The organism is Paenibacillus massiliensis subsp. panacisoli DSM 21345 (assembly GCF_000426545.1).
GTDB classification, from domain to species: Bacteria; Bacillota; Bacilli; order Paenibacillales; family Paenibacillaceae; genus Paenibacillus; species Paenibacillus panacisoli.
The window spans coordinates 28,842-43,555 of record NZ_AUFO01000015.1 but is presented as its reverse complement, the minus strand read 5'-3'; the positions used below and the strand labels follow the sequence as shown (position 1 = coordinate 43,555).

Annotated in this window: 9 protein-coding genes; 1 reads left to right on the top strand and 8 read right to left on the bottom strand. The window is 51.8% G+C overall.

Going from position 1 to position 14,714, the window contains the following annotated elements:
• Nucleotides 1-39 precede the first annotated feature (39 nt).
• The 7 genes from bglB to K331_RS0112745 form a co-directional block, all read right to left on the bottom strand.
• Entirely contained in the window at nucleotides 40-1,125 is a 1,086-nt protein-coding gene (gene bglB / locus K331_RS0112775; protein WP_018883784.1) for a beta-galactosidase BglB, read from the bottom strand.
• Nucleotides 1,116-3,779 (bottom strand): hypothetical protein, encoded by a 2,664-nt coding sequence (locus K331_RS0112770; RefSeq protein ID WP_226383588.1) that lies wholly within the window; start codon nucleotides 3,777-3,779, stop codon nucleotides 1,116-1,118. Before K331_RS0112770 ends, bglB begins: the two co-directional genes overlap by 10 nt.
• A 7-nt stretch (nucleotides 3,780-3,786) precedes the next feature.
• Nucleotides 3,787-4,608 (bottom strand): carbohydrate ABC transporter permease, encoded by an 822-nt coding sequence (locus tag K331_RS0112765; protein WP_036634828.1) that lies wholly within the window; start codon nucleotides 4,606-4,608, stop codon nucleotides 3,787-3,789.
• On the bottom strand, nucleotides 4,608-5,525 hold the full coding sequence (locus K331_RS0112760; RefSeq protein WP_404821485.1) for a carbohydrate ABC transporter permease: 918 nt from the start codon (nucleotides 5,523-5,525) through the stop codon (nucleotides 4,608-4,610). The genes K331_RS0112765 and K331_RS0112760 overlap by 1 nt, the downstream gene beginning before the upstream one ends.
• Nucleotides 5,526-5,613: 88 nt before the next feature.
• Nucleotides 5,614-6,903 (bottom strand): ABC transporter substrate-binding protein, encoded by a 1,290-nt coding sequence (locus K331_RS0112755; protein ID WP_028590600.1) that lies wholly within the window; start codon nucleotides 6,901-6,903, stop codon nucleotides 5,614-5,616.
• Between the two features lie 34 nt (nucleotides 6,904-6,937).
• Nucleotides 6,938-7,801: a helix-turn-helix transcriptional regulator gene (locus K331_RS0112750; RefSeq protein WP_025680566.1), complete on the bottom strand. Its 864-nt coding sequence runs from the start codon at nucleotides 7,799-7,801 to the stop codon at nucleotides 6,938-6,940.
• 576 nt (nucleotides 7,802-8,377) lie between these two features.
• Entirely contained in the window at nucleotides 8,378-9,751 is a 1,374-nt protein-coding gene (locus K331_RS0112745) for an MFS transporter (RefSeq protein ID WP_028590599.1), read from the bottom strand.
• 120 nt (nucleotides 9,752-9,871) lie between these two features.
• Here K331_RS0112745 and K331_RS0112740 point away from each other — a divergent pair, with 120 nt between their 5' ends.
• On the top strand, nucleotides 9,872-10,753 hold the full coding sequence (locus K331_RS0112740; protein WP_028590598.1) for a LysR family transcriptional regulator: 882 nt from the start codon (nucleotides 9,872-9,874) through the stop codon (nucleotides 10,751-10,753).
• 123 nt (nucleotides 10,754-10,876) lie between these two features.
• Here K331_RS0112740 and K331_RS0112735 read toward each other — a convergent pair whose 3' ends face one another.
• The gene (locus K331_RS0112735; RefSeq protein ID WP_028590597.1) at nucleotides 10,877-14,473 is read right to left on the bottom strand and encodes a collagen binding domain-containing protein; all 3,597 of its coding nucleotides are present in this window, start codon (nucleotides 14,471-14,473) and stop codon (nucleotides 10,877-10,879) included.
• Nucleotides 14,474-14,714 lie beyond the last annotated feature (241 nt).

Below are 14,714 nucleotides of genomic sequence, written 5' to 3'. Positions count from 1 at the left end.
CCACCCCACATGGAATGACGCCACGATCACATCACGATATCAGTTCGAAGTATTGGCGTAACGCAGTCCTTCCATCAGGATCAGAAGTGTTAACGCTTGACCATACGTCATGGGACTTATCGGGATATCCTTATAGAATTGCGCATCCTGACCGACAGGGGTGCCGTACGAGACCTCCCCGACCACCCCATTCCCGTCGATGCGTTGGAGCACTGCCTGCAGCGCTTCGCGCCCCACCTGTAAATACTCCTGCGGTAAATAGCCTCTGCGTACGCCCTTCAAAATGCCATACCCGAAAGCAGCCGTACACGATGTCTCGGCATAAGACGTGGGATCATCCAGAACCGTGTGCCACATGCCATCACTTGCCTGTAGAGCTGCCAGCGCCTCTACCTGGCTGTGCATCGTATCCAGCAAATATTGCTTGATCCCATCCTCCAGCTCCACCATGTCCAGAAAATCCACCAGCCCGCAGGTATACCAGCCGTTACCTCGTCCCCATCGCACAGCACCGTAGTTGTGTCTTCCTTGGAAATCCCACCCGTGGAAGAACAGCCCTGAATGGCGGTCATACAAATATTTGATATGAATCAGAAATTGCTTCTTCGCTTCCTCGATATACGCTGGACGCTGGAAGTATGCCCCTGCCTTTGCCAGAAAGAGGACCGTCATGAACAAGGTGTCGATCAGAATCTGTCCGTCATTCGGATCGCCCGTAATCATATGCTGAAAGGCATGATCTCCGGTACGAATTAATCCGTTCTCCGGGTCCATAATCCAGCGACTCCACTCGTCGCATACCTGGGTGTATTCAGCGTTGTCTGTCAGCTCGCACAGCGAGATCAGTGTAAGCAGCGGCGAACAGGTGTTGACGTTCTTCTCCGGGAGCCCTTCGCGAATGCGGGCATCGAACCAATCCTTCAGGAACTGAAGTGTCCCCGCATCCTTCGTCTCCTCGTAATATTGGTACATCCCGTATAGCCCCACGCCCTGAGGCCATTCCCACAGATGAATATCAATCAATCCGATCGGATAGATCTCATCCATTCCTTCGTTTGTCATTGATCGCATGGCGCCAGACACCCGCTCGATCGCGCCAAGCATTGTATCCTGTGTCAAATGCAAGATGCCAGCCTCCCTTTACGGATCAATCGTCCCTCTACTCCACTGCCCTCGATGTGAACTGGCTTTCCATTCACCATCAAGAGCTCCTGCCAGCCGAAGCTTACCTCCCCATATGCCGGATCAACCAGTCCAATCGTCAATGTCTCCACGGAGACTGTAAGCGGCATCTTCATCACATGCTCGCTGAAGCTCTCGAAGGAACCGAACTCCTGACGATCTCCTGCCCGGACCAGCCACAGATTGCGTCGACCCTTCGAGATGAGCTCCCGTCCCCGGTTCGTTCCTTGCTCTGTGAGTTGCAGGCCGTTGGCGGCATACAGCGCAACATAAGCGTCACCCTTCTTACCCAGGCACCAAGACCCGTGCTGCTCATAGCGCTCGAAGGCATAGGTCGGGAAGTAAGCGTGTGTATAGTCTGCATCATGATTCTCATCAATATCGAATAGCAGGAGGCCTAGCCCCTTATATTGTCCTGCCTTCGGCAAGTAGCCATTACCTGCCCAGAAGCAGGGCCGTCCCGAGCCGTGCGCGTAAATCTCGCCAGGATGATTCACCCACACCTGTGCCTCAGGCGAGCACGCGAGATGCAGCACATGCTCCTGATAGCCCTTCAGGCCTGCCCGGAAATCAGCAATGCTGGACATGACATATGCATTCGTCCGATAATGTACAAGCTTCGCGTACCCGTCCTTTCCTTGCTCCAGCCGGAACTCCAGCTCTTCCTCAGGATTCAGCCTGATTCGCTCAGCAAAGTCTTGCGGAGGCGTATAGTCTGACAGGTATACGGATACGTTGAAGCTGGTGCTGTTCACATTTCCCACGCCATAGCCAGCCCAGATCAGCGAGGTCGTCCCTGCCGTGTAGCCGCCGATCAGCTCTCGTTCGTAGCTACGGCCAAAGGTCGTCATTAGACGGCCCTCATGCGCCTCCGCTGTCATGTACGAATACAGCAGATCCATCGCTCGCTTGGCCTGCTCCCGCAGAATCGGCAGCTCCGCAAGGTCATGCAGCTGGATCAAGCCAAGGAAATCAATCGGGATATACGCGCTCGAATTCCATTCCGCCAACCCTTCCGTCAAGAAGCGTTCGAACCACTCCACCAGCTGCCCCTCCGCCTTCAGCCTGCGTTGCGTGCCTGTCTCACCGCTATTCGTGAACACCTCGTTAGGGAACAACTGGCCCGCCAGCAACTGACAGGTGTGGAATAGCAGTGCATGGTTCTCGCTGAAGAACCACATGACATCGTCGCCCGGCTCGTCGATCCAATATCGGAAGTTAAGCATGGTATCCTTGATCTGCCGCCAGACCTCCTCCTCGAATATGCCCTTGTCGCGATAATCTCTCCACAGCCGGAACAAGGCGGCCAGATAGAAGTCTGCACAGTCCCGCCGTTCCCGTATGCCAATAAGTCCTTGAAGAATCATATCCCGCGCAACCGCTGGGTCGCCTTCAGTCGCCAGCTTGGCCATCGCTGTATGAATATTCGGGATGCCGAGGGTAGCTACGCACTCCAGCGCGATGCGCTTGCGCTCTTGTACACTCAGGACTTCGCTGTCCTGTGGCTGAAAGCGACTATTGTACACCTCGACACCGAGTAACTTGCGAATCTCTGCGGTTCCGATCTGAACAATCAACTCAAAATATTTATAGTCCGCGCCAAAGTCATCCGTGTGGCCCAGAATAAGCTCCTGCTGTCCTGCCTTCAACTCCCGCTGCATCGTATATCGGCCATCGAAGAAGCTGTTGTGGGACACGTCAAATCGAACGTCCTCAGTGAACGGCTTGTCGAAGACAATGCGGAGCTGTTCGTCCTGTGCTGTACTCGTCGGAAAGTACGCCCTATCGAGCGCGCGCTCCATCACTACAATCTCTTCTACCCTCTCCGACTCCGTAAGTGGAAGCTGAATCGTAATCAATTCAGAGCCAGTGTATTCCAGCGTAAAATGGTACAGGGTATCCCGCTCTGCCAGATCCTCATGACAGACGAAGAACTCATTCATCCCTGCCTCAAGCTCGATCTCCACCTGCGTCTGCTGCTCAATATTTCTGGTGAATGGCGTAAAGTCGCTAACGAGACGTCCATTCACCCATAACGCTACCCCACCGCAGGTCTTCAAATTGAAGGTCGCCGTATGTGCAACAGGACTCACGACGAGGGTACGCCCGTATCTCAGCATGTGCGTCGGCACGTAATAGAAGCCCGAAGCCTCTACCCGTGAGTTGCCCCATGGGAAATAAATGTCCCACTTGGCCTCCGTCTCCCATATGGAGACCCTGTCTCCCAGCACTGGTGGTACCGAGAACGGCAGCTGTGGGGTCGTCGCTCTGCGTTCATTCACGAATTCCTTGCGGCAGGGATTCTCGTGAATCGAGAAGCCCTTAATCAGCCAATCGTTGATATCCCCTTCCATCGTCATGGGCTCGAAGCGCACGCTGCGGGTCAGGATTCCGCTGATAAGCCATCGATTAATTACACGATGCTTCAGCTGCAGCGGGGCATACGTCAGCACATGATCGTCAGGTAGGCTGTGTTGTTCGTGTTGACTACCTCCACCGTGCTGGCCATGCCGCTGTTGTTGGTCGTGTTGGTTACGTCCATCAAATTGATCGTTTTTGTCATACTGGTTACGTTGTTCATGTTCGTCCGTAGTCATAGATCCCTCACCCCTTCATCCCTGATGTCGTGATGCCTTGTATGAAATGACGTTGGAACACAAGGAATACCACCAGCACAGGAATCATCGTAATCGTCGACATCGCCAGCAGGCTTCCCCAATCGACGTTATACTCTCCGATAAAGTTCGATAATGCCAGCTGAATCGTGTATTTCGCCGGATCACTGATAACGATGAGCGGCCACAGGAAGTCATCCCACCGCCACATGAACGAGAAGATCGCGAGCACGGCAATAATCGGCTTGGCAATCGGTAAGATAATACTCCAGAAGATCTTCCATTCCCCCGCACCGTCCATGCGTGCAGCCTCCAGCAGCTCATCCGGGACAGACAGCAAATATTGCCGCACTAGAAATACCCCTGTTGGTGTAGCTGCTGGTGGAATAATGATGCCCCAGAGGCTATTGAACAAGCCCAGGAATGAGATGACCTTGAAGATCGGAATCATAATGACCTCCAGCGGGATCATCAGGGTAGAGATGAATCCGATGAGCAGAATCGTATCGCCCTTGAACCGATATTTGGCCAAGGCAAAGCCGGCCATGGTGTTGATTAGCAACAATAGAATCGTAGATGTAATGGTAACGATGGTACTGTTCAGGAAATAGGTCCCGAAGTTCCCTTTGGCAAAAGCTGTGATGAAGTGCTCCAAAGAGAATTTCTCCGGCAGAATTGCAGGCGGCCAGCTATATAGCTCGGACTCCGTCTTGAAGGAGGACAGCACGGTCCAGAGAACCGGGAATAACCAGATCATCGTTAGGGCGATCAAGATTACATAAGTGCCTATCTTCGCTTGTCGCATCAGCATCAGTCAGCTCCTCCTTTCGAAAGACGGAATTGCAAGGCCGTGAACGCCCCGATAATTACGAATAGAATGACAGACATGGCACTGGCCATACCGAGCTCCTGCTTGGAAAAGCCAATTTCATAAATGTACTGTACGATGAACGTGGTCTCCTTGCCGGGACCTCCTCCTGTGAGGGCAAACATCAGCGGATAAGCCTTGAAGGCGTCGATGAGCGCCACCATAAAGACAAGCAGGCTGGTCGGCTTGAGCATCGGAAGCGTAATGTCCCGGAACGTTCTCCAGCGGGAAGCTCCATCCAGACTAGAGGCCTCGTACATATCGACAGGAATAGATTGCAGACCTGCTATGAAAATGACCATGAAGAATCCCACTCTCGACCAGAGGGTAGCAATGATGACCGATAAGTTCGCATAGAACGGATCTGTCAGCCAGCCAATCGACCCGAAGCCAAGGGTGCTCAGGATGTGATTCAGAATGCCGAATGAATCGCCGAAGATCCACTTCCAGGTCAGACCGACGATAATGTACGAGATCATGGTCGGCCAGTAAATGCTTGCCCGGAACAGGCCTTTCAGCCTCACCTCGCGAATCAGCAGCAGCGCAATTCCAAGCGATAGTGCATAGATCCCCGGGACGACAACAGCGGCGTACAGCCCCGTTCGGCCCAGTGATGCCCAGAACTCACCATTAGCCAGTACAGCAGCATAATTTTGCAGACCCAAGAACTCCATTTCATTCAAGCCGTCGTATTCATGAAAGGAATACACGAATCCCACGAACGCCGGGATCACGATAAAGGTCAAGAAAATCACAAAGTTCGGTAACACGAATAAATAGGGGGCAAGTGATCTTTTTAGCTTTTCCTTCTTCCACGAGGTCCGCGAGCTGCTCTTGGAGCTGGTCATTACCTGAGACACTCAATCCTCTCCTTCCTCGGACTCTAGATGCCGGGAGTGTGGCTGCTGCCTTCTGGAAAGCGAGCAGCCACACTCCCTTGTCTGGATGTTAGTCCTTATCCTTGGCGATCGCCTCATCAATCAGCTTCGCTGCATTCTCCAATGCTTGTTGTGTCGTCATCTTCTCAGCTAATACCTGTACGATGTCGTTCTTCAGGTCGGTAGAGAACTTGGGAATAATCGTCTGTCTTGACCAGTCATTCGCCGCCAGTGGAGTCGTATTCGCCAGCTCGTCTGCGAACACCTTGAACATCTCCTTGCCGAACGCATAATCCAGATCACTGCTGTCCTTGCGTGGGCTGATGAAGAGAGACTCCTGGTTGTAGCGGGAATTAATCTCCTTGGAGGTGGCCCATTTAATAAAGTCAGCCGCCTCCTTCTCTACCTTGCTGCCTTCGAAGGCCATCAGGTATTTGCCGCCAGGAACTGAGGAGCGAATCTGTTCTTTTGGCATATACGTTACGCCCCACTCGAAGTTCGAGATGTCCTTGTAGCTGCTAAGCATCCAGTTACCAGCCAAATGAGCGGCTACCGTACCCGAACGGAACAGGTTATTCGGATTCTCACCGCCGAGCCATACGGAGTAAGGTGCAATTTCTTCTTTATGCAGACCTACAAAATAGTCGAGTGCTTGTGCCGCTTCCGGGCTATTAATCGCACTTTGGGTTCCATCCTCACTGATCATGTGACCACCGAACTGATAGAGCATTGTGGACCAGCGATGTGGAGACACATCCCACACCAGACCATACTTCGCTCCGCCCTTCTCCATGACTTGCTTCAGTGCTGCCTTGAATTCGTCCCAGGTCCATACATTATTCGGGTCAGTTGGCACCTGTACTCCGGCTTTGTCGAACAGGGTCTTGTTGTAGATCAGGCCATTGGCTGTAACATCCATCGGCGCAGCGATAATCTTGTCATCTGACACATAGTATGGCTTGATCGAATCTATGAATTGACTGGAGAACTCATCCGCCGTCCCGACGTAAGGTGCCAAGTCCAGCGCTTGATTCGCATAGGCTCCGGTATCGGTCATCCGGGATAACGCAGGTGGTTGTCCTCCTGCGATCATCGTCTTCAGCTTCGTATTCAGATCCTTGTACGGAACCTCGATCAGGTTAATTTTCACATTCGGATTTTGCTTCTCGTACTCTTGAGTCAGCCCTTTGATGACCTCTCCTTCAATCCCGTCCGTGAACCACATGAAATCAAGGGTGACCTGCTTCTTCGCATCTCCTTCGCCAGAGCTTGCGCCTGAACTTGCGCCACACCCCGCCACAACCATGATCAGTACCATGGATAACAGCATCATTGCAATCGCTTTCATATTGCTCTTCATCATTTCCTTCGACCCCTCTTTCAATGATAGTGTTCTATTGATGCGTCTTGCGGTAGGTCTGCGGGGAGACACCCGCATATTGCTTGAACATACGGCTGAAGTGAATGGGATTGCTGAACCCGAGCAGCTCGGACATGTTGCCGACAGATTGGTCAGATAGCAGCAGTAGCTTCTTGGCCTCATCAATTCGTTTACGGGTAACATAGTTATTAATGGAGATGCCTGTAATCTCTTTGAAGCAATGACACATGTAATACTTGTTCAAATGCATCACTTCCGATAGCTCCTCCAGCGTAATCGAGGTCCTATAGTGCTGATTGAGATACTTCAGCATCCGGCGTACATTTGTTTCCTTTTGTGATTGTGCAGGCGCGGTCAGCAGGGAGTAGACGTCCTTTGATTTGCGATAAATCTTCAGCAGAAGCTGCACCATCAACGTCTGCATCATCACCTCATGCCCGATAGCCTCCTTCTCTCTCTCGGTGAACAGAAGCTCGAAGTGACTGTCCATCTCGTTCACGCCACTCTCATCCCAGCGAATCAATAGCCCGTTCGGATGCTCGAACAGATTGAGCAGCTTCGCTTGCAGCTCTTCTCCAGCCACCTCCTGAATGTAGTCGGATGTAAAATTAATGTAGCTTCTGACATAAGGTACATCCTTCGCCGGATTGGGCCGATGCAATACGTCGCCGCTAAACAGCAACATATCACCAGCCTGCAGCTGATAAATCTCGTTTCCGATCACAAAATTCGCGTTACCCTCCAGAAAAAAGTACATTTCGTACCCCTCATGCGTGTGAAGCGGCCAGCTATTCTGCCATTCGGTCACATGATAACGGATATAGATACGTTCCTGCTTTAAGGCTTTGTTGGTGGGAAAATGAGCGTTATACTTCATCCATTGCCACTCCCCCTCATAGCTTCGTTTTGAATTGAAAGCGCTTTAATGGAATTCTAACATAGAAACTTTGATGGGTAAGCATAAAAATTGCTCAATGTTTATCATATCTTGCTGTCCAATTTCTTCCGGTCAATTACATCTATCACACTCTAGCTATATATACAGATAATGGCTTTATCTGCGATTCCATTTGGTAGAACCCACCCTATTCAGCAAAGGGAAAGCTAGGATACGGCACAAGAATCAATACAGGATGTGGTACAGCTGCGTTAAGTGCACTGACAGATAAGGCGCGGGATGTGGTTACATAGCACAGCAGCGTGACAGTAGGGTGACAGATGTTAAATGGCATGAAAGCCAGTATGCGAAAAAAGGCCGCTGTATAGCGGCCCTAGCTGAAATATGGAGTGACTTCTAACCGTGAGGACACACTCTTACTTCTGTGTCTTTCCTGCTTTTATGATTAACTTGCTTACTTCTACGATTGACGTGCTTACTTCTGTGTCACATCTGTGACTAGGACACGCTTCTAAGACTTACTTTGTTCCTCTGCGCACCTGTGGCTAAGAGCGCCTATGATTGCGTCCTGCTATGGCTCCCGCTCATTTCCCGCAGTTGCACCCTTCCCCCGAATTGCGCGCAATATACGATCCATACGCCTACAACGATCAGCGCTAATACGAGATAAATATTACTGTACACAAAGGATGCCGGAGACGCATCGAACGGATTCAGATGAAAGGCTGCGCCTTGATCGACGACTTTACTATATATACTTGTGGACACTGCCCCGGATAAGAAATTCAGCATGGATAACAGTCCCATACCAATTCCGGTCTGCTCCGTCGGCAACGCTCTGGATATCGTATTGGACAAGGCAATCTGCATGAACATCTGCCCCACATTACCGAAGATGAGGAAGACAGCGATCATTACAGGTGAGACACCAGCCAGTAGAAATAGCAGGGCAAAACAAATCATAAGCAATCCGCTCGCCAGCGAGAACAGGGTCATATTCCCCTTATCATCGGCGATTCTCCCCGCTCTACGTCCCAAGAATGCCGAGACCGCCGCTCCAGGCACCATTGCGAAGCCAATCACCCCCGGTGAGAGCTGATGGACATCTGCCAGTAGTTGGGGTGTGAGGAACGGTAACGAATACCCCGCAGCCATGACTAATACGGTCATGCCAAGGCCCAGTGTGTAGCTTCTGTTCCGAAACAAGCCCGGATGCACAAATGGCGTCTCTGCCTGGCGAATACGAACGATGAATAAGAGGAGGGCTGCTATGCAGATTATGGCCGCGAGCCAGCTTGAGAACGTAATGGCCAGCAGCAGACTCGTCACCGTCCCAGCCAGCAATGCGCCGCCGAGCCAGTCCAGCTTGCCCCCATTCCCCTGCTCATCACCGAGATATTTTCGGAAGAAAGGTAACATGAAGATTAGCAGCATCGGGAGGAAGAAGAGCCACCGCCAATGAGCAAAGCTGACGAGCATGGCAGATACGACCGGACCAATGGCATTGCCAATGGCTAGCCCGCTTGCCGTAATCCCCAGCGCCCACCCCCGCCTTTCCACGGGAAAATACCGCACCGGTACGATCATCGCTGTTGCAGGAATAACAGCCGCACCGCACGCTTGCAGAATTCTGCCCAGAAGTACCATCCAATAGGCCTGAGAAGCCAGCCCGACCAGAGAACCGATACAGAAGAGCAGAAGTCCGAAGGTAATCAGGCTCTTTAATCTGAAAAGATCGGCTAATTTGCCGTATACAGCAGAACCGATCGCATAGATCAGCAGGTAGATAGCAGATACCCAGCTCACCTGCGAGTACGATAGCTGGAACTCTTCACCCATCTTCGGTAGCACGATATTGAACATGGTTGCACTCATCGAGGAGAGAATCATAGTGAAGGCGAGGATATAGATTAACTTGTTGCTTTTCATGGAATCGAATATCCCCTTTCTTTTTGCTACAGACTATTCTACAATCCATTTTAGATAAATAATAATATATGTTTCCCTATGTATTCATAACCTTAAGTGTATGGAAAAGAGGTGCTCACCATGGAACTGCTACAGCTTCAATATTTCCGCACAGCTGCCCGACTGGAGCATATGACCAAGGCTGCTGAACAGCTTCATATTGCGCAGCCTGCGCTTAGCAAGACTATATCCCGACTGGAGGAGGATCTAGGTGTCCCCTTGTTCGACCGTGTGAATCGACAGATTCGCCTTAACGCATTTGGCAAAGCCTTTCTCGCCAAGGTCGAAGCAGCGCTATCCTCATTAGAGGAAGGGCGACAAGAAGTGATGGATATGGCCGGGCTGGAGCGGGGTGTAGTAAGTATCGCCACAAGTACATTGGATCGCCTCTCACCTGCGCTTGCGGCTTTTCGTGAGCAGTATCCAGAGGTGAGCTTCCGAATTAATCAGATCGCACCTGCAGAGACCCATACTATTGGCGAGCTACTGGAGCAGGGCGGCGCGGATCTGGGCTTCGGTCCGATGTATTCATATAGACAGGGTATTCAGGAATTGCCCGTATTACAGACAGAAGTGTTCCTGGCTGTACCCCGAGGGCATCGGTTCGCGCAGCAGGACAGCGTTACATTGGAGGAAATTGCGGGCGAGCCGTTCATCGAATACAAGCTTGGACATCCGTTTCGTCAGGTCAATGATGAGATTAGCCGCAGAGCAGGAATCCAGCGGACAGTCGTCTGTGAGGTAGAGGAGCCTAGTGCGTTAAGCAGTCTGGTACAGGCTGGCTTAGGGCTGGCATTTATTCCGGGTAACAAAGAAGACGAAGCACTGCAATATCGGCTGCTGCATATCGAAGGCTCCGTCAGTAGACGAACGTTCTCCGTGTTCTGGAATGAAGCCAGATATCTGTCGGAGGCTGCGCGGGAGTTCCAGCGGTTCTTGGCCCTGTATTTTGCCGACAAATAGAAATAGCTCCCCTGCCCTGAATCAGGACAAGAGGAGCTAGTATAGATTACAATACCCATATATTGAGAAGAACAATATATAGGGTACTATATAGGGCACGAGAAATTCACTCGCAATGGATGCTTATTTCATTTTGATTCGCTTGCGAGCTAACCATACCCCCAGCAAGATCAACACGAGCCCGCCAATATAGAATGGAGCATGACTCGACTCTCCGGTCTGCGGCAGCAGCTGCACCTGGTGCTTCGACGCTGGAATGCGTGGATCAGGTGTTGGGGCTGCTGGCGTCTCCGGCTCAGGGTCTGGCTGACCAGGCTCTGGCTCGCCTACACCGCGCGGAATATCGTCCTCATCAATCTCAACCGTAGGTAGCTGCGGGTCCCCTGGGTCTCCCGGCTCACCTCTTGGGATGTCTTCATCGGGCACTTCTATGCCGGTAGGTGGCGTACCCGGATTGGACGGATTGCCTGGACCCGGATCTGGGTTATGATCTGATGGTCTATCCCGATCCGGCTTGCTAGGTGTCCCCGGATTACTCGGGTTACCTGGGTTGTTAGGGCCCGGGTCGGTTGGGTTGGTTGGTCCGCCAGGGCCTGGATCCGTTGGATCGACTGGGTCGGTTGGGTCCGTTGGACCTCCAGGTCCAGGATTCTCAGGGCCTCCGGGGCCCGGGTTGCCAGGATCGGTCGGATCTGTAGGGCCTGGTCCCACAGGCTCTTCCTTCCGATTCGTTACCGTAATGCTCTTCACGTTACCCTGACTCTTAATACTGGAGTCTATGGTTACGTTCGACTTCGCCTGCTCGATCTTATAGCCTGTCGGAGCCACCAGCTCCTCCAGCACATAATCGTCATATAGCAGCTTCGTGAACAGGAGCTTGCCGTCAGCATCTGTTGTCTTCACTATCGGTGCCCGCTTGCCTGCCTGATCATATAGCGCGAACTTGGCCCCTGCCAGTGTCTTGGACGGATCTGCCAGATCCACCTTCGTCACCTCAAGGCTGCCCGTTACACCGCCTCCCGAGCCTGAGCCAGAGGAAGTACGGACAATGATCTCCTTCGTCGTATCCCTGACCTCTGTCTTCAGCTGATCCCCTTCCAGTCCCACCTTGTTGCTCACAGCTTCCTTATCCCCAGCCGTGATGAACGACTGATATTCCAGAATATAAGCTGTAGAGATGGCGTTCGTGAACTTTAATTCGAAGGTCTCCTGATCATTCTCAAGCCTGGAGATCGTCAAGGTATAATCCTTACCCTTCGTCAGCTCCTCAGCCTTGACCGCTTCACCATTCCCCTGAATCTTCGTCGCATACAAGCGGAATGAATCCTCAATCAGAATCTGATTGCTGCTTGGGAAGTCAATGATGCGAACGTTAGAAATATGAGACTGCCCTTCATTAATGCGAATCGACCAATCAATTTTATTCCCATTCTGGGCGCCTTGCTTCCGCACATAGTCGCCGCCATGAGGAACATACACACTGGCCTTCCAGGTGGCCTCCTGCTTGCTGCCATTCCACAGCTCAGCCGTATTCTCGATCTGTCTGACAACCAATGTGCCTTGCAGCGATGTCTTGAACTCAATCCAGTATGCAGATGAGATCGGGTTGTTAAACTGAACAGACAGCTGATTGCCATTCGCCTCCGAAGGCTCCGTCACCTTGTATTGAGACGCAGGAATCTCCGTCCCCTTCGTCACACCATTCCAGCTACCTGTCAGCTTCATCTCGTATACCTTCACTGAATTCGGCACCAGTTGCTGGCCTTGCTTCAGCACATCTGTCACGCTCGCCTTATCCAGCGGATCCAGGTTATAGTTCAGCTTGACGTTCCAGGTAATCTCCTTGTTGACTGGATTATAGCTTCCGTCCTTACCCCCATTATTCTTTGTATAGTCATCCGACGCGAAGCTCGCATCCCGCTGAATAGGCCCTTTCACTTCGCCGTTCTCAGCCCACGTCATGGTGGCTCTGTTCATGAAGTCCAGCTTGCGCTCCTTCAGCCATTCAATGTCGAACTTCGAATCATACTCGATCGTGTAGGTAGTGTCGATGGTCTTGGAGAAGCGTATGACAAAGCCCTTCCGCACATGGTCGTATTCGACCTTATAGTCACTGGCAGGCACGAGATTCCCGTTCGACCTGACGATCACCGAATTCGGCAGGAATTCGAGCCCATCATGCGGGAACGTATCCCGAATGACTACATTCTCCATGCTGTACTTGCTACCATCTGGCTTTTTGTCCCCGTTGATGGTAATCATCCATTTGGAAGTCTTGGTCGCAAAGTTCACACCCCATACACCCTTCACCAGAGCGCGGGTACCTTGTGCAGGAGCTGTGACCTCCTTGGACGTATCACCCGATATGACCTTGTTCTTCACTTGCTTGCCTTCGGCGCTCAGCCGGTCGATCGGCTTTGTCTGGTATATGATCGTATACGGCGAATCGATCGCCTTCTCGAACTGAAGTGTGAAGCCGTTCGGACCTGTCGACGTGACGGTATATTCCTCCGCTGCTACCAGATCCTTGGCATTCGTCGAATTCCCAGCATATACCTTCAGCGAATCAGGGACCATCACATGAATGGCGCTGAATTCATCAGTGAGGACCGCTTGATCCCGTGTAAGCTTCTTCTCGTTGAAGTTGTACTTCACTCGCCAGGTAATGATGCCTGTATCCGCATCCTGGTTATACGACTTCTCCAGAAATTGTCCACGCTGCACGGTTACTGTCGCAGTAGCCCGGCTATCCTCCATGCCTTCGCCAGACAGTACGGCAATATTCTCGAAGCGCTCCTGTTCTCCAGTCAGCTTGGTCGTGAAACGCAGCTCATAAGCCTTGCTGATGGTCTCATCCTGGAACGCAAGCTCCAGCTTCTTGCCCTCTGAGATCAAGACGGTATACTTGCTCGAATCCACCGCAGTGCCAAGCACCGTCGATCCGTCTCCATTCACCTGCAGGTGGTATAGCTTGACGGAATCCTGGGTCAGCTCCAGTCCATCAGGCATCACATCCGTGATGACCGCATGTTTGATTTTATCCAGTGACTTGTTGACCTGCACCCTCCAGTCAATCTGACTCTTGCCGATGGCTGTCCCTTGCTTCTCGATCAGCTTGCCGCCCTTCGGCTTCAGATTCACAATGACGGTCTGCAATCCGCTCTGTACCGGGATCGCAATAATGACCTCCGTACTGCCCTGAATGGTCTCTTTCGTAAACTCCGTCCGAATCTCCAGCTTGCCACTGACGTTGGAGTGACGTTCCACATAATCATTGAAGGTCATGACGACCTTCCCGTCCCGATCCACGGTAAAGCGGCCTACCTCGTCTTGGTCAGCCACGAGTGGCGCATCAATATCTGTAAAAATCTCAAACTGCTCCGGCAGCTCGAAGATAAATGTATCCCCATTCTTATAGCTATGTCCGTTCGGCAGCTCCCATTCGTAGCTCAGATTGACGGCTCCGCCAATCTCCAGCTTGCTGTCCGGGTTATATACCGAGTCAATCACAGTGCCATTCGAGTCCGTTAGTACAACCTTGGTCAAAATATTATCCGTATTGGTGACTGGCGCTGGCTGCGGGTCATAGACGTCACTTGTCACTCCATACACAGAATCCTGTACACTTACAGCAGCCTGAACTGGCCAGGCAGATGTACCATACAGCGTCTGAATCATAAGCAACAGCGCTACAACGATTCCACACACTTTTCTCTTCATGATCGCTCCCTCAGTGTCTCCATCACCCGCATAGTATTTGGCTCCGGGCCAGCTTTCGTGCGCAAATCGGCTCTAGCAGCCGCTAGGCTACACGCCGATCAGAGGACCTCTCGTCCATCACCTCCACCTTTTCTGCTGCACGATATGTTGCTTACATTCCCTGGAACCAAATGGGCTTCTTGCATTATAGCCGCCCCACCTCTACAATTTCTCTACATGAATGCGAACAAGCCCTGGACCT

Excerpts from the sequence above, each read along its gene's own strand:
- K331_RS0112755 (WP_028590600.1), bottom strand. The coding sequence starts at position 6,903 with ATGAAGAGCAATATGAAAGCGATTGCAATGATGCTGTTATCCATGGTA.
- K331_RS0112735 (WP_028590597.1), bottom strand. The coding sequence starts at position 14,473 with ATGAAGAGAAAAGTGTGTGGAATCGTTGTAGCGCTGTTGCTTATGATT.
- K331_RS0112745 (WP_028590599.1), bottom strand. The coding sequence starts at position 9,751 with ATGAAAAGCAACAAGTTAATCTATATCCTCGCCTTCACTATGATTCTC.
- K331_RS0112770 (WP_226383588.1), bottom strand. The coding sequence starts at position 3,779 with ATGACTACGGACGAACATGAACAACGTAACCAGTATGACAAAAACGAT.
- K331_RS0112740 (WP_028590598.1), top strand. The coding sequence starts at position 9,872 with ATGGAACTGCTACAGCTTCAATATTTCCGCACAGCTGCCCGACTGGAG.
- K331_RS0112765 (WP_036634828.1), bottom strand. The coding sequence starts at position 4,608 with ATGCTGATGCGACAAGCGAAGATAGGCACTTATGTAATCTTGATCGCC.
- K331_RS0112750 (WP_025680566.1), bottom strand. The coding sequence starts at position 7,801 with ATGAAGTATAACGCTCATTTTCCCACCAACAAAGCCTTAAAGCAGGAA.